This window comes from Streptomyces sp. NPDC002935 (assembly GCF_040611295.1).
In the GTDB taxonomy this organism is placed as follows: Bacteria; Actinomycetota; Actinomycetes; order Streptomycetales; family Streptomycetaceae; genus Streptomyces.
In genome coordinates, this window is sequence record NZ_JBEXNW010000067.1 from 1 (window position 1) to 17,317 (window position 17,317).

Here is a 17,317-nt window from a genome sequence, read left to right on the forward strand (position 1 = left end):
CTTCCGGGAGCGGGCGCGTGCCTGGCGCACCGCGTTCGGGCACGACGCCGATGTCTTCTACGCGGGCAAGGCCTTCCTGTCGCGCGCCCCCCCCAGGCACCCCTCCCTCCCGATCACCCCCCGTCCGGGAGGGAGGGGCCACCATGCCCGCCCGGCCGGCGGCACGCTCGCGACGCCTTCTCCTCACGGACCTCCAGGCCCGCCTCGTCGGCGCGGACTGGACCGGAGACAGCGAATTCGCCGCGTATGGCCATGGCCTTGACGGCAAGGTGATCGCCGAGCTGCGCCGGTGGCCCCACGGAGTGGGCGGACGACATCGCCGAGCGGCTCATCGGGACGGCTGACCCGCGCGACGGCTGACCGGGGTTCGCTCCGCACAGCCCCGGCACCCGCATCTCCAGGGACCGGCCGTGCCGGATGCGCGCCGGGCCGGGCGGGAACCCCGGGGTACCGGATCGCAGGCCGGCGCCGCGCCGGCACGCCAACGGCACAGGCCGGCAAGGCATACCGGGTTCAGCGTCCGGCGCCCGCGCCGTCTACCGGCCCGCCGCCCGCCGGGCGAGGAGCTGGTCGAAGCGGCGCATCAGGGCGTCCTGTTCCGCGCGGAGCCGTTCTGTGCCGTGTGTGTCGTGCGGGCCGGCCCGCTCACGCGGCGGCCGGCCCGGCCACGGCCGCAGGGACGGCGCCGTCACCGGGGAAGGCGGGGGCGACCTCGGCGGCGAACAGTTCCATGGCCCGCACGGCGCGCCCGTAGGGCAGATGGCCCGGGTTGAACTGCAGGCTCAGACAGATGCCGGAACCGTACCGGGCACGGATCGTCCCGATCTGCGCGCGCACGTCGTCGGGCGTGCCGGCCAGGACCTGGTGGCCGGCCAGCGCCCGGTCGAAGTCGTAGCCGCGCACCGAGGGGCCCGGCGTCCCGGGCAGCGGACGCTGACCGGGACGCGAGGCGGCGGCGGCCGTCAGCTGCGCGCGGTGGTACTCGCCGGCCCGGGCCCTGGCCAGGGTCACGTCCCGGTTCGTGCCGAGGTAACAGGTGTACGTGAGCTGGATGCGCCCCTCGCCCCGGTGGCCCGCGGCGCGGCGCGCCGCCCGGTAGGCCCCGGCCATCCCGGCCAGCTGCCGGCGCCCCGCCGCGGCGGGGGCCAGCTGCAGGTGGTGGCCCAGCGCGCCCGCCCGGGCACACGCCCGGGCGTCCGCCGGCGCCAGGAACACCGGCGGATGCGGGCGCTGGTGGGGCAGCGGGAAACCGGTCACCGGGCCGAAGCGGTGCACGTCGCCCTCGAAGCGGACCTCCGCCCCGCTCCACAGGGCGATGCACGCCTCGACGGTCTCGCTCACCCGGGTGCGGCACTCCCTGACCGGCACACCGAACAGCTCCCGCTCCGCTGCCCGCGCACCGGGGCCGAAGCCGGCGTCCAGACGCCCGTGCGAGAGGTTGTCGAGCAGGGCCAGACGCGCGGCGATCTGCACGGGATGGGCGAAGGAGGAGACGGCCGCACCGGCCACCAGCCGCAGCCGGCGGGTCTGCGCGGCCGCCGCCGTCAGGAACACGACCGGGTCGGGGCTGTAGCCGCCGCAGGCGGAACCGTAATGCTCGCCGGCCCGGACGTGCTCGAATCCCAGTTCCTCGGCGAGCTCGACCAGCTGAAGACTCTCGTCGTAATAGGTGCCCGCACTCTTCCGCGCCGGGTCGACGGCCGGGAAAAAGTTCACGCCGAATTCCATGGGGCTCCGTCCCGTGATCCTTTCCGGCTTCCCGGAAAACCCTGAAAACCTCTTCGGTCACCGGACCATAGACGGATCGGGGCGACTGCGGGACAAACACGAGCGGGCCTCGAGGAACCGTGTGCGCGGCCTCGAGGCCGCCCACCGCCCACCCCGCACGGGCGGGGGAGCACCCCGCCGACGCACGGCCGGCCCCCGCCACCGGGACGGACACCGGCCCCCGCCGGCCGGACGGACTGCCGGCCCCCGTCACCGGGACGGACGGCCAACTCCCGTCACCGGGGCTGACGGTGAGCCCCCGTCACCGGGGCGACGATCGGCCCCCCGTCACCGGGGCGACGGCCAACTCCCGTTACACCGGGGCAGACTGCGAACCCCCCGTCATCAGGGGCAGACAGCCAACTCCCGACACCAGGACAGACGGTGAGCCCCCGTCACCAGGGCGGGACGGTCAACTCCCGTCACCGAGGCGGACGACGGTCAACTCCCGTCGCCGGGGCGGGTGTCAGCTCCTGCCGGCGGCCGGGTGCGGGACGGCCGTCAGCTCGGGAAAGCCGACCTCGGTCCCGCGCCGGTGCCACGCGGCCAGCAGCCGCAGCGTGCCGGCCGCATCCGGCCCGCACCCGCACCCGCCGTCGCTCTCCTGCTCCTTCGCCCCGCCGCCCGGACCTTCCAACGGCCCAGCCCGCGCGGTACGGGCCGCCATCTCGCGCAGCACCTGCCGGGTCAACGGATCCGCGCCCGCCTCCGCACCGCCCTGCCCACGATTGTCCATGGAAGAGGAAGCTAATAGCGTCCCGAATTTTCCGGAAGGCCCTGCGGGACACCCCTAAGAAAGGGTCAGCCCGATGTCAGCACCTTGTCAGGAAGTGATGTGTGGAGAACTGCTCGAAGGCGTCTGGAGGATGACGCCGCGAAAGGCTGAGAGAGGCTACGGTTCGTCTCGCCCCCGGCTTGTGAGGAAAAGACAGGAATTCTATCGGCGGCGCAAAATCGACGCTCAATTGGATACCAGTACGGAGGAGACCATGAAGATTCAGGTTCTGGGTCCGTTGAGTGCCGCCGTCAACGGGATGTCGATCGTTCCGACGGCGGGCAAGCCACGGCAGATCCTCGCACTGCTCGCGCTCTACCCGGGACGGGTCGTGCCCGTACCCACCCTCATGGAGGAGATCTGGGGCACCGACCTGCCGCAGAGCGCGCTCACCACCCTGCAGACCTACATCCTCCAGCTCCGCCGCAGGCTGGGCACGGCCATGGGACCCGGCGCACCCGGCGCCGCCAAGGACGTACTGGCCACCCGGCACGGCGGCTACCTGCTCCAGATACCCGGCGAAGCCGTCGACGTACGCGAGTACGAACGGCTGGTGACCCAGGGACAGCAGGCCCACGACGAGGACGAACAGGCCGCCGGCGCCTACCGGGCAGCCCTGGACCTGTGGCAGGGCCCCGCCCTGGTCGACGTGCGCGTCGGCCCCATCCTGTCCATCGAGGTCATGCGGCTGGAGGAGAGCCGCCTGGTCACCCGCGAACGCCGCATCGACGCCGACCTGCGCCTGGGCCGGCACGTCGAGGTCATCGCCGAACTCACCGACCTGATCGCCCGTCACCCGCAGCACGAGGGACTGCACTCCCAGGCCATGGTCGCGCTCTACCGCTCCGGCCGGCAGGCCGCCGCCCTCGGCGTCTACCAGCGGCTGCGCAGCCGGCTCATCGAGGAACTCGGCGTCGAACCCGCACCGCAGCTGCAGCGCCTGCACCACGCCATGCTCGCCGTCGACCCCAAACTCGACATCCTGCGCGGACCGCACCGCTCCTCCACGTTCGACCTGTACGCCGCCTGAGAGACGTCCGGTTCAAGCCGTTCTCCAGAGGAGTCGGCAACGCTTCGACCATGGACGTAAGGCTGTACTGCTTCGCGCACGCCGGCGCCGGGGTGTCGGGCTTCGGCCGCTGGCAGCACCACTGCGGCCCCGGCATCGACATCGTCCCGCTGCCGCTGCCGGGGCGCGGCAGCCGCCGGCGCGAGCCCCGCACGACCGACCGCGACGGGCTGCTGGCCGACCTGCTCGGCCCCCTCGCCGACGCCGCCGGCCAGGGCCCGTACGCGCTGTACGGGCACAGCCTGGGCGCCATGGTCGCCTACACCCTCACCCGTGCCCTGCTCGACGCCGGCCGGCCCGCACCCGCACTGCTGGCCCTCGGCGCCTGCCCCGCCCCCCACACCCCCGCCCGCACCACCGCACCCGACGACATCAGCGACACGCAACTGCTCAGCTTCGTCGGCACACTGGACGCCGCCCCCGGCGGACCGCTCGCCGGGGGCGGCAGCATCTGGCACCGCACCGTCCTGCCCGTGCTGCGCGACGACCTCACCCTGGCCCGCGCACTGCGCGCCGCCGCCGTCGACGACGACGCCGCACGCGGCCCCCTGCCGGTGCCCGTGCTCGCCGTCGGCGGCCGCGAGGACCCCGTGGTCGGCCCCGCCGCCCTGGACGGCTGGCAGCAGTGGACCAGCGACCGCCTCGTACGCCGTACGGTGCCGGGCGACCACTTCTTCGTACACCGCCCGGAACTGCCCCGCCTCCTCGGGCAGGCCTGCCGCGCCGCACACCGCGCGGCACAGCGTGCCGCGCCCGCACCCCGGCCGGCCGCAGGACACCCGTGAGCGCGCCCACGACCCGCCCCGCACCCGCCCTTCGCCCCCGGCCGCCCCACCACCGGCCGCCCTGAGCGCCCGCCGCCCCCGCCCGCTGCCCCCCGCCCGCCGACCCGCCCGCACAACCGAACGGAGAGATCATGAACCGCCTTGAACTCAGCGACCTGAAGACCCTGCTGCGCGAGTGCGCCGGCGAGGAGGAAGGCGTCGACCTGGACGGCGACGTCATCGACGTCCCGTTCATGGAACTGGGCTACGACTCGCTCGCCATCCTGCAGACCGCCGGCCACATCGAGCGGGACCACGCGATCACCCTGGACGAGGACGCACTCGAGGAGGCCGACACACCCCGCGCCTTCCTCACCCTGGTCAACGGAGCACTGTCCGCCGCCCAGGCCGCCGCCTGAACCACGACCGGCCAGACCGGCCAGACCGGGAACCGGGCAGGCCGGGAACCTGCCCGGGCCGGGCAGGCGGGGCACAACACCCGCACCCGTGTCCGGGCCGGCACCCGCGCCCGCGCCCGCATCGGCGTCGGTGCCCGTGCCGGTGCCCGTGCGACGGTCCGCCTGCCGTCGCAGGCCGCGGCTGCCCGGGCGGGGTCCGGGACCCGCCCGGGCCTGTGCCTGTGCCTGTGCCTGTGCCTGTGCCGGAGTCTGCCGGCATCGGCGCCTGCGTCTGCGCGGGCATGGCCGGCCCCGGCGTCCTCACCCCACGGACCGCCCCGGATCCGGCCCCCTTCACCGGGGGCGGATCCGTTCAACCGCCGCTGCCGCTCGCGCTGTTGCTGCCTTCAGCTCTCGGCGCGGGAACGCCAGCGGATGTCCAGCTCCCGGACCAGGGCCAGTTCCAGCGAGCTGAGCGGCACATCCGGGCGCAGCCGCTCGGGGTGGCCCTCGGGAGGCCGCGCCAGCGGCGCGTGCGGTGCACGCGCCCGGTTCATCTCACTCGCCACGTAGTGCGTTCCCGCGGCGGCGAGTCCGGACCAGACCCGCCGCAGCAGACGCGACGGCCATCGGCGCTCGCTCATCCTGGCTCCCTCGCCCGGTGGACCGGCTTTGGCGCAACGCTCTTAGGCAACGGTCGACAACCGCTCGAGAGCCGCTCGCGCGCGCCGGGTTCGGCCGCTGTCCACCGCGCCGCGAGGCGGACACGGCAGGCTCACCGGACCGAGAACTGCGTGAGGAGACCGGCGTGCGCCCCAGCCCCCCTGCCTGCACCCCGGTGACCGCCCCCGCCCCGGCCGGCCGCGTCACCGAGATCGCCGAAGGCGTGCACGCCTATCTCCAGCTGCCCGGCGGCTGGTGCCTGAACAACGCGGGCATCCTCGTCTCCGGCGGCCAGAGCGCCCTCGTCGACACCGCCGCGACCGAGACCCGGGCCCGCCATCTGCGGGCCACCGCACTCGACCTGAACCCGGCGCCGCCGCGCACCGTGGTCACCACGCACTTCCACGGCGACCACGCCTTCGGCAACTTCGTCTTCCCCGAGGCCCTCGTGATCGGCCACGAGCGCACCCGCACCGAGATGACCGCGGCCGGGCTGCACCTGAAGAGCCTGTGGCCCCACGTGCAGTGGGGCCACATCCGCCTCGCGCCGCCCACCGTGACCTACCGGGACCGCCTCACCCTCCACGTCGGCGCGCTCCGCGCCGAACTGGAGCACATCGGACCCGCCCACACCTCCAACGACACCGTGGTCTGGCTGCCCGGCCAAAAAGTCCTGTTCACCGGCGATCTCGCCATGAACGGAGTGACCCCCTTCTTCCTGATGGGCTCGCTCACCGGATCCCTGGCCGCGATCGAGCGGCTGCGCGCCTTCGGCGCCACCACCGTCGTACCCGGCCACGGACCGGTGTGCGGCCCCGAGGTGTTCGACGCCGTCGAGGGCTACCTGCGCCTGGTGCACCGGCTCGCGCAGGACGGCGTACGGGCCGGCCGGACCCCGCTGCAGACGGCGCGGGGCGCACACCTGGGACGCTACGCGGACCTCCTGGACCCCGAGCGGCTGTCCGCCAACCTCCGCCGCGCCTACGCCGAACTCCAGGGACTGCCCGCCGACGCCCCGCTGCCCGTGGCCGAGAAGCACGCCGCACTCGAGGAGATGACCGAGTTCAACGGCGCCCCGCTCTGCTGCCTGGCCTGAACAAACCCAGCCCCGCCCCCTGACCGCGGGCCGCCCCGACCCCTGGCTCCGGGCCGCCCCGACCCCTGGCTCCGGGCCGCCCCGATTGCCCCTGCGGGCTGGCCCGGGCAGCCCGTTGCCGACGCCACGCACCCGCATGTCCGCGCACCCGCATGTCCGCGCACCTGCATGTCCGCGGGCCCACGTGTCCGGGCACCCGCATGTCCGCGCGTCCCGCGCACTCGGTGCGTACGCCAGAAGCCGCCGGCCACCGAGGCGTTGACCGTCCCGCAGCGCACACCCCGCAGCCCCGTCCGGGCGCCCCACCACCTCGCACAACGCCCCTGCCGCGCCCTGCCCTGCCGCGCCCTGCCGCGCCGTGCCGTGCCGGTACGGCGAGGGCGGCGTCCTCGGTGAAGGTGTCCGCCCACCGAGGACGCCGCCCAACGCGCAACGCCCAACGCGCAACGCCCAACGCGCAACGCGCAACGCGCAACGCCCATCGCGCAACGCCCATCGCGCATCGCCCGCGGCCCGGCGCGCCCCCGAGCCGTCCGGTCCGGCGTGCGCTGCCGCCTCCGCGCGGGCCGGGCGGCGCATCCGGACGGGCAGGGGTGCGGGGCGAGTTCGCCGGGCTCGGCCGGGGCGGCTGCCCGGTGGTGAGGCGGCGGTGGGCTGTGCCGGTTCCCGTCACGTTCTGCGGCCGGGATCGAGCGGGTTTCGAACATCTCTCGAGCCGCGGCGCCGAGCGTGGGGCGTACCACCACGTCAGCCAGCCCGTCGACCCGCCGGAGTCGACCCTCGGAGAGGGGCCGCACGCCGTGCCGCATTTCACGTGTCCGCAACTGCCGCTGGACGGACTCCTGCGCCGCGCCGCCGCACGCGCCCCCCGCGCGCCCGCCCTCACGACCGGGCGGGGCACCGTCACCTTCGGGCAGCTCGACGCCCACGCCGACAGGATCGCCCGTTTCCTCGCCACCCGTGCGGCCGGCCGTAGGGGAGTGGTGGTCGGGGTGGCCGCATCCCTCGATGCCTGCTTCCCCGCCGCCGTCTACGGCACGAGCCGCAGCGGCAGCACCGTCGCCCTGATCAATCCGCTGGCCGACGAGAGCACCCTGCACCACCTGTGCGCCGCCGCCGGCATCGAGATCGCCCTGGTCCCGGCAGCCGTCGCCGGGCGGCTGGCGGGAATCCGCGCCCGGCTGCCCCTGCTGCACACCGTCCTGGTCACCGACGCCGACCCCGACACCGATGCCGGCGGGCTTCTTCCCGAGGGCACCCTCGCGCTGCACACGGCCCTGGACGCGGTGTCCGCCGACCTCTACGAACAGGCACCCGACCTGTCCGCGGTGGTCTGCCTGCAGTTCACCACCGGGACCACCGGCCGCCCCAGGGGAGTCCGGCTCACCCACCGCAACCTCGTCGCCAACGCCGCCCAGACCGCCCTGGCCCAGCGCCTGGGACCCGGCTCGGTCACCCTCAACCACCTGCCGCTGTTCCATCTGATGCACCTCAACTCCGCGGTGTACGCGGGCGCTTCACAAATCCTGTGCCACGACCCGGACCCGGTGGCCTCGCTCGCCCTGGCCGCCCGGGCGGGCGCCACCCACTACTACGGGCTGCCCGCCCGGCTGCACCGCCTCGCCGCCGACCCGCGGCTGGACACGCCCAGGGAGGGAATCCCGGCGGGCCCCCGGCTGACCGCGGTCATGTCCGGCGGCACCGCGCTGGCACCCGAGGCAGCCCGCCGCCTGGGGCAGGCACTCGGCGTCCCCGTCGTCCAGGGCTACGGCCTGGCCGAACTCTCCCCGCTCTCCCATATGCAGCGCCCCCACGACCCGGCCCTGCCCGGCGCCGTCGGCCCGCCCCTGCCCGGCACCCAGTGCCGGGTCGTGGACCTCCGCTCGGGCGAGAGCGCCGCGCCACGGTGCCCGGGTGAAGTGCAGGTGCGCGGACCCCAGGTGATGGCCGGCTACCTGGACGACGACGAGCCGTCCCCCATCGACGCGCAGGGCTGGTTGTCCACCGGCGACATCGGCCTGCTCGACGAGGACGGCCGCCTGTACCTGGTGGACCGGATCGGCGACGTCTTCACCTGCGACGACCAACTCGTGTCGCCGACCGGCGTCGAGCGGGTCATCAACGAGGACCCGCGGGTCGCCGACTGCGCCGTCGTCGCCTGGCCGGACGCGGAGCACGGCGCTGTCGTATGGGCGGGCATCGTCCTGAACGATCCGCCCGATCCGCACACCGCGCCCGGCACCCCCGGCCGCCCCGGCACGCTCGGCACGCTGGAGTCGATCGCCGAGGACGCCAACCGGCGGCTCGCCCCCGGCGAGCGGATCCACCGGGTCGAGGCCCTGGGCGCCGTGCCCCGCACCAGCACCGGCAAACCCGAACGGCAGGCGCTGCGGCACACCGTGCGCGCCCGCGCCGCCGCCGAAGCCGCCGCCCACGCCGCCGCTGCTGCCGGCGCCCGGACCCCGCCCGACGCCCCTGCCCGTCCGTCCGACAGGAGACCCGCCATGGTGACCTTCGCGCACGAGCCGCCGCCCCGTCAGGGCGGCACCGCCACCGGGGAGTTCCCCGCCGCAGAGGGCCGCGTGCCGGCCGCCGTGCCGGCCGCGGCCGTCCGGTGACGAGCCCCGGCCCCGCGTCCGCCGCACCCACCGGCCCCGACGGCCCCGGTGTCCCTGCCGGCCCCGACGGTCCCGATGCTCTGGCCGGCCCCGGCGGACACACCGGCCCCGATGCCCACAAGAGTCCTGACGTCCCCGAGGGGCCCGATGCCCACGGGGGTCCTGATGTCCCCGAGGGGTCCGGTGTTCCCGGGGGTCCTGATGTCTGCGCAGGTTTCGACGTCCTGGTCGTCGGAGCCGGGCCCGTCGGTCTCACCGCCGCCCACGAACTGGCCCGCAGGGGCCTGCGCGTGCGGCTCGTGGACGCCGCGCCCGGCCCTTCCCGTACCAGCCGCGCCGTCGCCGTCCACCCGCGCACCCTGGAGACCTTCGACCAGATGGGAACGGTTGACGGGATCCTGCGCCACGGCCGCCGCAACCGGGCCTTCACCATGTACGCCGGCGGCCGGCGCCTGGTCCGTCTCGACGCCGACTACACCTCGATGCCCACCCGCCACCCCTACACCGTCATCATCGGGCAGACCCGTACCGAGAGCGTGCTGCGCGAGGCCGTCGCCCGGCTCGGCGTGCGGGTCGAATGGGGCGTGCGGCTGGCGGGGTTCGAGCAGAACGCGACGGGCGTACGAGCACGGCTGGCCCACAGCCACAGCCACAGCCACAGCGGCAGCCACGGCGGCAGTAGCAGTCACGGCAGCAGTGACAGCGGCGGCGGCAGCCACGGCAGCAGTGGCAGCGGTGCCGGTGCCGGGGGGAGCGGGCGGCGCGAGGAAGTCTGTACGGTGCCCTGGCTCGTGGGCTGCGACGGCGGCCACAGCACCGTCCGCAAGACCCTCGGCCTGCCGCTGATCGGCGAGAGCCGCGACACCTGGATGCTCGCCGACGCCCCCGTCCGCACCGACCTCGCGCCCGACACCATCTACTGGGTCCACACCGGCGGCCAGGCCCTGATGATGGTCCCCTACGCCCGCCCGGGGCACTGGCGCCTGCTCGACACGGCCCCCGCCGGCCACGGCACGCGGGATCCCGCCGAGCGGTTCACCAGCAAGCTCTCCCGGGGCCTGGGCACCGCCGTCGAGGTCGGCGAGCCCGAGTGGACGTCCGTGTTCACCTTCCAGCAGCGCATGGTCCCGCGGATGCACCAGGGCCGCGTGTTCGTCGCGGGTGATGCCGCCCATGTGCACAGCCCGGCCTCCGGGCAGGGCATGAACACCGGCATCCAGGAGGCGTACAACCTCGCCTGGAAACTCGCCGCGGTCCACCGGGGCCACGCCGGCCGGCCGCTGCTCGACACCTACGGACAAGAACGCGTCCCGGTCGGCCGGGCCCTGCTCGACTCGACGCGCACCGCCACCTGGCTGGTCCAGTTCAAGAACACCCTGGCCGCGGTGGCCCTGCCGCTCGTCTTCACCCTCGTACGCAACGCGCCGTGGCTGCGCCGCGCCATCCAGCGCAAGGTGCTGGGCGGCATGTCCGGGCTGCGCCTGCACTACGCCCGGTCCCCGCTGACCACCGGCGCCGCGCCCCGCAGCGTCCTGCGGCGCCGCTCGCCGGGGCCCGCCCCCGGCGAACGCGTCTCCAGCGCGGCGGCGGCCGCCGCCGGCGAGGCACTGCTGCGCGAACTGCGCGACGTGCGCTGGTCCCTGCTGCTGGCCCCCGGCCACGCGCGCACCGGCAGCGTCCCGGTGCGCGCGGCGCAGGCGGCGGCCCGCCGGTACGGGGCCTGGCTGTCCGTGCGCTGCATCAACAGCCGTACGGGACCGGGAGCGCTGCCCGACCCGGACGGCGCCCTGCGCGCCGCCCTCGGCCTGACCGGCGCCGGCTCCTGGGCGCTGGTACGGCCCGACGGCTACCTCGCGGCCCGCGGCCAGGCGCTGACCCCCGGGGCGCTCGCCCGGGCGCTCGCCCCCGTCCACCCCCGCGCCGCCGCCGGTGCAGCACCTCTCGAGCGGCCCTCCGGCGGTCGTCGAGCCGTTCAGGACACGGTCGAGACACACAGCCCAACCGGCGCCACGGAAATGGAGAGAACACGATGACGTCATCCCCGCCCTCCCCCTCGCCCGCCGGGCCGGTCGCCCTGGTCACCGGCGCGACGAGCGGCATCGGCCTGGCCGTCGCCCGCGACCTCGGGCGCCGCGGCTACCGCGTCTTCCTCTGCGCGCGCAACCCGGAGCAGGTCAAGCAGACCGTCGAGGACCTGCGCGAGGACGGCGTCCAGGCCGAGGGCACCGCCGCCGACGTACGCTCCGCCGCGTCCGTGGCCGCGCTCGTGCGGGCCGCGGTCGAGGCCTTCGGCCCGATCAGCGTCCTGGTCAACAACGCCGGCCGCAGCGGCGGCGGCCCGACCGCCGACATCACCGACGAGCTCTGGTACGACGTCATCGACACCAACCTCAACAGCGTCTTCCTGCTCACCCGCGAGGTCCTCAAGAACGGCGGCCTGGCCGGCGCCCGCGGCGGACGCGTCATCAACATCGCCTCGACCGCCGGGAAGCAGGGCGTCGTCCTCGGCGCCCCCTACTCCGCCTCCAAGCACGGCGTCGTCGGCTTCACCAAGGCGCTCGGCAAGGAACTCGCCCCCACCGGCGTGACCGTCAACGCGGTCTGCCCCGGCTACGTCGAGACACCGATGGCCCAGAAGGTCCGCCAGGGCTACGCCGCCGCCTGGAACACCACCCAAGAAGACGTGCTGGAGCAGTTCGAGGCGAAGATCCCGCTCGGCCGCTACTCCACCCCCGAGGAGGTCGCCGGCCTCGTCGGCTACCTGACCACCGAGCACGCCGCGTCCATCACCGCACAGGCCCTCAACGTCTGCGGCGGCCTGGGCAACTTCTGACCCACCGCCCCGAACCGTCCGCCGACCCCGGAAGCGAGGAATGGGACATGTCCGCCGAGCGAGTGCACCGCACGACGCACCAGGTGAGCGTGGCCGCGCCGGCGGGCGTGGTGTACGGGCTGATCGCCGACGCCCTTCGATGGCCGCTGTTCTTCACGCCCACCGTGCACGTGGAGCAGCTCGAGTTCGACGGCGGCCGCGAGCGGCTGCGCATGTGGGCCACCGCCAACGGCCGCGTCACGTCGTGGACCTCGCGCCGCACCCTGGACCCGCAGCACCGGCGCGTCGCGTTCCGCCAGGAACTGCCCGCCGCCCCCCTGCGGTCCATGGCCGGCACCTGGACCGTGGACGCGCTCACCCCCGACCGCTGCCGGCTGACCCTGCTGCACGACTTCACGGTCGACGGCGACCGCCTGGACGAGGTGGCCTGGGTGCGGCGGGCCACCGACACCAACAGCCGCGCACAGCTGGACGATCTGCGCCACCTCGCCGAACGCTGGGGCCGCCTGGACGACCTGGTCCTGTCCTTCGAGGACACGGTGCGCGTGCACGGACCGGCCGAACTCGTCTACGACCTCCTCTACCGGATCGGCGACTGGCCCGAGCTGTTCGAGCACGTCACCCGGCTCGATCACACCGAGGACGAACCCGGCGTCCAGATCATGTCCATGGACACCCGCACCCCCGACGGGCCCTCGCACACCACCCGGTCCGTGCGGATCTGCTTCCCGCACGCCGGACGCATCGTCTACAAACAGACCGCCACCGCGCCGCTGCTGGCGGCGCACACCGGTGAATGGTCCGTCGTCCCCGACGAGCGGGGCGTCACCGTCCTGGCGCAGCACAGCGTCGTGCTGCGCGAGGAGAACATCACCACGGTGCTGGGCGAGCACGCGGACGTGCACCAGGCCCGCCGCCATGTGCGCCAGGTGCTGGGCCGCACCAGCACCACGATCCTCGGCCTCGCCCGCCGCCACGCCCACAGCGCAGTCACGCTCCTGTGAGGGCCCGGCCGGCCCCCCGGACACCCGCCCCCGCCGACGGCGCCGCCGCCCCTGGTACCGGTACCGGTGTTGCCGGTACCGGCGGCGGCGTGTCGTCGGACGGTGCCGAACGCGCCGCACGCATCGAGGAACTCCTGGGCGATCCGGCCGACCCGCGCAACCCGCACGGCCACCGCGCCCTCCTGGACGCCGACGAACGGCGCCGCACACCCCGGGCCACCGAGGCCCTGCTCACCGACGCCGAACTCGCCGCCGAGTTCGTCCCCCACCAGCTCGGCGGCCGCCTCGCCCGCCCCGACACCCTGGCCCGCGTGCTGCGCCCGCTCTTTCGCCGCGACGTCGCCCTCGGCTTCGGCTACGGCATCACCGCCCTGTTCGGCGCAGCCGCCGTCTGGGCCGCGGGCGACACACACCAGCGCGAACGCACCGCCCGCCACCTGCTCCACGGCGACGGCGGCGGCGGCCGGGTCACGATCCTGCACCACGAACTGACCCACGCCAACGCCATCCTGCGCGACGAGTTCACCGCACGCCCCGCCCCGGGCGGCGGCTTCGTCCTCGACGGCCGCAAGGACGTCATCATCAACGCCGACCGGGCCCGCGCGTTCGTCATGTACGCCCGCACGGCCACCACGCCCGGCCCGCACAGCCACTCCGTGCTGCTCCTCGATCCCGACCGGCTCCCGCCCGCCCGGCTGCACCGCCTGCCGCGCGTGGCCACCCCCGGCATGCGCGGCAACCGTTTCACGGGACTGGAGTTCACCCGCTGCCCCGTCCCCGCCGACGCCCTCGTCGCCGGCACCGGCGACGGACTCCCGCTCGCCCTGCGCACCTTCATGGTCAACCGCTGCCTGATCCCCGCCGCCCTCGTCGCCGGCGTCGACAGCGCCCTGCGGCTCGCGGTGCGGGCCGCGACCACCGGCCGCACCACCGGACAGCCGGCACGCCGTCACCAACCGGTCCTCGCCGGCGTCTTCGCCGACCTGCTGGCCTGCGACGCCATGGCCGTCACCGCCCTGCGCACCCTGAGCCTGCTGCCCGACAGCGCCCACCTGGCGGCCGCCGCCGTCAAACTGGCCACCCAGGACGTGCTGCGCGAGGACCTGGAGGAACTGGCCACCGTCCTGGGCGCCCACGGCCACGACCGCGGACCCCTGTACGGCGGCTTCCAAAAACTCGTCCGGGACCTGCCCGTCGCCGGACTCGGCCACGCCGGCAGCGCCGCCTGCCAGGCCGTCCTGGTACCGCGGCTGCGCACCCTGGCGCGGACCTCGTGGTTCCGCACCCCCGAACCCGCCCCCGCCCTGTACCTGCCCACCGCCGCCGTCCCCGACCTGGACTACCGCGCCCTGTCCCTGTCGGGCGGCGACGACGTCCTGACCGCCACCCTCCTGGGCGCCGCCCGCCGCCTGGGCCCGCAGCGCGCCGCCGGCCCGCAGCAGGCGGCCCTGGCCGGCCTCGCCGACGCCTTCGTCCAGGAGATGCGCACCCTGCGCGAACAGTGCGGCCACCTCCCCGAAGCCGTCCACGACACCCTCGCCGACCCGCGGGCCTGCACCCTGCTGGACCGCTACGTCCTGGTCCTGGCCGCCGCCGCCTGCCTGGGCGTGTGGGAGGGCCACAGCGCCACCGGCTCCTTCCTCGCCCAGCCGGCCTGGACACTCCTGGCGCTGTCCCGGATCGCCCGCAGACTGGGCATCGCGGCCCCCGAACTCCCCCACGGCGTCACCCAGTCGGTCCTGGAGGAGGTACTCCTGCGGTTCCGCGAGAGCCGCAGCTTCGACGCCTACGACACCCCCGTCGCGGGCTAGGAGGGCAGCCGCCATGGACCAGCCGGGCATCGGCGATCCCACCCACGTCCTGCCCGCCGGACCCTGGCGGCAGGTGCACGAACACCTCTCGGTCCACGGCCACGCGGTCGTCCACACCACCTGGGGCGAATGGCTGCCCGCCGCACTCACCCGGCCCCACCTGCGCCGGCTGCTGGGCCGGCGGGACTGGGACCGCTGCCGGCGCACCACCGACCCCGCGGTCCGCCACCGGTTCGTCACCTCACGCCTGCTGCTGAAATACACGGCCGCCGCCGCCCTGCGCACCGCACCCGAGGGCCTGGACCTCTCCTACCGGCTCGGCGGACGCCCCTACCTGCGCGGCTTCGACCAGATCGACATGAGCCTGACCCACACCGGCGACCTGATGGCCGTCGGGCTCAGCCGGGACGGACGGATCGGCATCGACGCGGAACCCGCCGACCGCCGGATGCGCCTGGACCTGCTGCAGACCCAGATGTGCACCCCGGCCGAAGCGGCCGAACTGGCCCCGCTGACCGAGGACGAACAAAGCGAGCAGACCCTGCGGCTGTGGACGCTGAAAGAGGCCTACACCAAGGCACTCGGCCAGGGCATGCGGCTGCGCTTCACCGAGTTCGGCTTCGGCCTGCGCACCGGCCGCCTGCTCGCCCCGGACGGCACACCCGCCGCTCCCACCGAGTGGGCCTTCGCCACCCACCGGGTCCTTGGCCGCTACCTGCTGAGCACCGCCCGCCACGACAGCGGCCTGGACACCGCCCCCGACACCGCGGCGCGCACCATGCTCGACCCGGGCTTCGCGGCGGTCATGGCGCACTCCTCCTGGACCCCGCCCGCACCCCCGGACCCGCCCGCACCCCCCGCCCCCGGCACCCCGGGCGTCCCGGGTGCTCGGGGCGGCCGGACGGTCCCGGTCGAGACGCGCTCGCGGCCCGACTGACCACCGCTCGGAGCAGCAGCCGCACGTCAGCAATGTCGCGGCGGTCTGTACGACACTCGTGTTCGGACGGTGCGGGACCACCGAGCCGCGGCATGCCCGGCAGCACCCATGCCCCGGAATCCGAGCCAGGAGACACCCGATGACCAAGTTCCAGCCCCACGGCGAGGCGCCCGCCGCGACCGCCGGCCCCGGGACGGACGAGGCGGGCACCGTACCCCTGACCGGGCAGCAGCTGGAACTGCTGCACCGCCACCGGGCCCGGCCCCACGACCCGTCCCTGACCATGCCCGTCGCCATCGACCTGCGCGGTCCGCTCGACGACGGCGCACTGCACAGCGCCCTCGCCCGCCTCGTCGCCCGCCACCCGCTGCTCTCCGCACGGCTGCGCGACGGCGGGACGGGGCCGCCCTGCCTCGACATCGACCCGGCCCGCGCCCCCGGCCTGGAGCGCCGCACCGCCACCGGACCCAGCCACCCGCCCACCCCGGCCGGGGCCGGCCAGGAACTCGACCCCGAGCACGGTGTGCTGCGCGCCGTACTGATCACCCACGGGCCCGCGCACCACACGCTGCTGCTCCTCGTGCACCGCCTGGTCGCCGACGGTGAGTCCGCCGGCCTGCTCCTGGCCGACCTCCTCGACGCCTACGAACACGGCGAGAACCCCGGCGCCGCCCCCCGCGCGGTCGGCGCCCACACCATCACCCCCACCCCCAGGACGGGCAAGAACCCCGACGACGGTGACGAGGGTGACGCGGGTGCGGACGGTGCGGACGGTGCGGACGGTGCGGACGGGTGCGGGCACCGTCACGACACCGGCCCCGCCGCGCCGCAGACCGTGCCGCTCGCACCCCGCCAGCAGGCCCTGCTGCTGGACGCGCTGGCCCACCGTGGCACCGGCCGCTACGTGGAGCAGTTGTTCTGGTACTGGCACGGCCCGCTCGACACCGACCGGTTCACCGCCGCCTGGCAGTCCGTCTTCGACCACGAGACCGTGCTGCGGGCCGCGTTCGACTGGGACGGGGAACCGCACATCGTGCTGCACGACACGGCCACCGCCGACGTGGTCCGCCACCGCGCCGGCACCGCCGACTGGGACGAACTGCTGCGGCAGGACCGGCTGCGCGGCTTCGACCTGCGCGTGCCGGGACTCCTGCGGGCCACCCTCGTGGACCCCGCCCCCGGTACCCCCAGCGTCCCCGACACCGACGCGCCCGGCACCCCCGGCGTTCCCGACCCCGCCCCCGGCGTTCCCGACGCCTCCGCCCCCGGCGTTCCCGACGCCTCCGCCGCCGACGGGCCCGGCGCGCCCGGTGCCGGGCGGTCCGCGCCGGTCCGCGTCCTGATCACCTTCCACCACGTGCTCCTCGACTCCTGGAGCGTGTCCGTCCTGCTCCAGGAGTTCTACCGGGCCTACCTCGCCGACGGCCTGCTGCCGGGCAGCGAACGGCGCCCCGACATCCGCGACTACGCACGCTGGCTGGCCGAGCAGGACACCGCCCCGGCCTCGGTACCGGTGGTCATGCGGGGGTGCCTCCAAGGGCTGGGGTGGGGGTACTGCGTCTTCCCGGGGGCAGGGGGCAGC

14 protein-coding genes and 1 pseudogene are annotated in these 17,317 nt (G+C 75.0%); 12 read left to right on the forward strand and 3 right to left on the reverse strand.

Annotated elements, in window-relative coordinates; all coding sequences use genetic code 11:
• Nucleotides 1-153: 153 nt before the first annotated feature.
• Nucleotides 154-360 (forward strand): annotated as a pseudogene (locus ABZX90_RS42890) (hypothetical protein); the annotation flags it as partial.
• A gap of 285 nt (nt 361-645) precedes the next feature.
• On the opposite strand, the gene ABZX90_RS42895 reads toward ABZX90_RS42890, so the two are convergent.
• Both ABZX90_RS42895 and ABZX90_RS42900 read right to left on the reverse strand, forming a co-directional pair.
• A complete protein-coding gene (locus ABZX90_RS42895; RefSeq protein ID WP_355213619.1) occupies nt 646-1,716 on the reverse strand; it encodes an LLM class flavin-dependent oxidoreductase in 1,071 nt (356 codons plus the stop codon).
• A 517-nt stretch (nt 1,717-2,233) separates the two neighbouring features.
• Nucleotides 2,234-2,503: a hypothetical protein gene (locus tag ABZX90_RS42900; protein ID WP_351134555.1), complete on the reverse strand. Its 270-nt coding sequence runs from the start codon at nt 2,501-2,503 to the stop codon at nt 2,234-2,236.
• Nucleotides 2,504-2,756: 253 nt separating this feature from the next.
• Between ABZX90_RS42900 and ABZX90_RS42905 the strand changes: the two genes are divergently transcribed.
• From ABZX90_RS42905 to ABZX90_RS42915, 3 genes are all read left to right on the forward strand, one after another.
• A complete protein-coding gene (locus ABZX90_RS42905) occupies nt 2,757-3,572 on the forward strand; it encodes an AfsR/SARP family transcriptional regulator (RefSeq protein ID WP_351134557.1) in 816 nt (271 codons plus the stop codon).
• Between the two features lie 50 nt (nt 3,573-3,622).
• On the forward strand, nt 3,623-4,396 hold the full coding sequence (locus ABZX90_RS42910) for a thioesterase domain-containing protein (RefSeq protein WP_355213620.1): 774 nt from the start codon (nt 3,623-3,625) through the stop codon (nt 4,394-4,396).
• Nucleotides 4,397-4,527: 131 nt separating this feature from the next.
• Complete coding sequence (locus ABZX90_RS42915; protein WP_351134561.1) at nt 4,528-4,794, forward strand: acyl carrier protein; 267 nt, start codon at nt 4,528-4,530, stop codon at nt 4,792-4,794.
• 386 nt (nt 4,795-5,180) lie between these two features.
• On the opposite strand, the gene ABZX90_RS42920 is transcribed toward ABZX90_RS42915, so the two are convergent.
• Complete coding sequence (locus ABZX90_RS42920; protein WP_351134563.1) at nt 5,181-5,417, reverse strand: DUF6059 family protein; 237 nt, start codon at nt 5,415-5,417, stop codon at nt 5,181-5,183.
• Nucleotides 5,418-5,581: 164 nt separating this feature from the next.
• Between ABZX90_RS42920 and ABZX90_RS42925 the strand changes: the two genes are divergently transcribed.
• From ABZX90_RS42925 to ABZX90_RS42960, 8 genes are all read left to right on the forward strand, one after another.
• Entirely contained in the window at nt 5,582-6,532 is a 951-nt protein-coding gene (locus tag ABZX90_RS42925; protein WP_355213621.1) for an MBL fold metallo-hydrolase, read from the forward strand.
• Nucleotides 6,533-7,332: 800 nt separating this feature from the next.
• Nucleotides 7,333-9,150 (forward strand): class I adenylate-forming enzyme family protein, encoded by a 1,818-nt coding sequence (locus ABZX90_RS42930; protein ID WP_355213622.1) that lies wholly within the window; start codon nt 7,333-7,335, stop codon nt 9,148-9,150.
• A 224-nt stretch (nt 9,151-9,374) separates the two neighbouring features.
• Nucleotides 9,375-11,183, forward strand: a complete 1,809-nt coding sequence (locus ABZX90_RS42935; RefSeq protein ID WP_351134587.1) for an FAD-dependent oxidoreductase — start codon at nt 9,375-9,377, stop codon at nt 11,181-11,183.
• Complete coding sequence (gene fabG / locus ABZX90_RS42940; protein WP_351134569.1) at nt 11,180-11,983, forward strand: 3-oxoacyl-ACP reductase FabG; 804 nt, start codon at nt 11,180-11,182, stop codon at nt 11,981-11,983. Before ABZX90_RS42935 ends, fabG begins: the two co-directional genes overlap by 4 nt.
• Nucleotides 11,984-12,030: 47 nt before the next feature.
• Nucleotides 12,031-12,987, forward strand: a complete 957-nt coding sequence (locus ABZX90_RS42945) for an aromatase/cyclase (RefSeq protein WP_355213623.1) — start codon at nt 12,031-12,033, stop codon at nt 12,985-12,987.
• A gap of 89 nt (nt 12,988-13,076) precedes the next feature.
• Nucleotides 13,077-14,798: an acyl-CoA dehydrogenase gene (locus ABZX90_RS42950; protein ID WP_355213624.1), complete on the forward strand. Its 1,722-nt coding sequence runs from the start codon at nt 13,077-13,079 to the stop codon at nt 14,796-14,798.
• Between the two features lie 13 nt (nt 14,799-14,811).
• The gene (locus ABZX90_RS42955) at nt 14,812-15,735 is read left to right on the forward strand and encodes a 4'-phosphopantetheinyl transferase superfamily protein (RefSeq protein ID WP_355213625.1); all 924 of its coding nucleotides are present in this window, start codon (nt 14,812-14,814) and stop codon (nt 15,733-15,735) included.
• Nucleotides 15,736-15,874: 139 nt separating this feature from the next.
• The coding region (locus tag ABZX90_RS42960) for a condensation domain-containing protein (protein ID WP_355213626.1) at nt 15,875-17,317 on the forward strand (1,443 nt) is incomplete at its 3' end.

Coding starts and splice junctions, on each gene's coding strand:
- ABZX90_RS42945 (WP_355213623.1), top strand. CDS start 12,031: ATGTCCGCCGAGCGAGTGCACCGCACGACGCACCAGGTGAGCGTGGCC.
- fabG (WP_351134569.1), top strand. CDS start 11,180: ATGACGTCATCCCCGCCCTCCCCCTCGCCCGCCGGGCCGGTCGCCCTG.
- ABZX90_RS42915 (WP_351134561.1), top strand. CDS start 4,528: ATGAACCGCCTTGAACTCAGCGACCTGAAGACCCTGCTGCGCGAGTGC.
- ABZX90_RS42920 (WP_351134563.1), bottom strand. CDS start 5,417: ATGAGCGAGCGCCGATGGCCGTCGCGTCTGCTGCGGCGGGTCTGGTCC.
- ABZX90_RS42900 (WP_351134555.1), bottom strand. CDS start 2,503: ATGGACAATCGTGGGCAGGGCGGTGCGGAGGCGGGCGCGGATCCGTTG.
- ABZX90_RS42910 (WP_355213620.1), top strand. CDS start 3,623: ATGGACGTAAGGCTGTACTGCTTCGCGCACGCCGGCGCCGGGGTGTCG.
- ABZX90_RS42905 (WP_351134557.1), top strand. CDS start 2,757: ATGAAGATTCAGGTTCTGGGTCCGTTGAGTGCCGCCGTCAACGGGATG.
- ABZX90_RS42955 (WP_355213625.1), top strand. CDS start 14,812: ATGGACCAGCCGGGCATCGGCGATCCCACCCACGTCCTGCCCGCCGGA.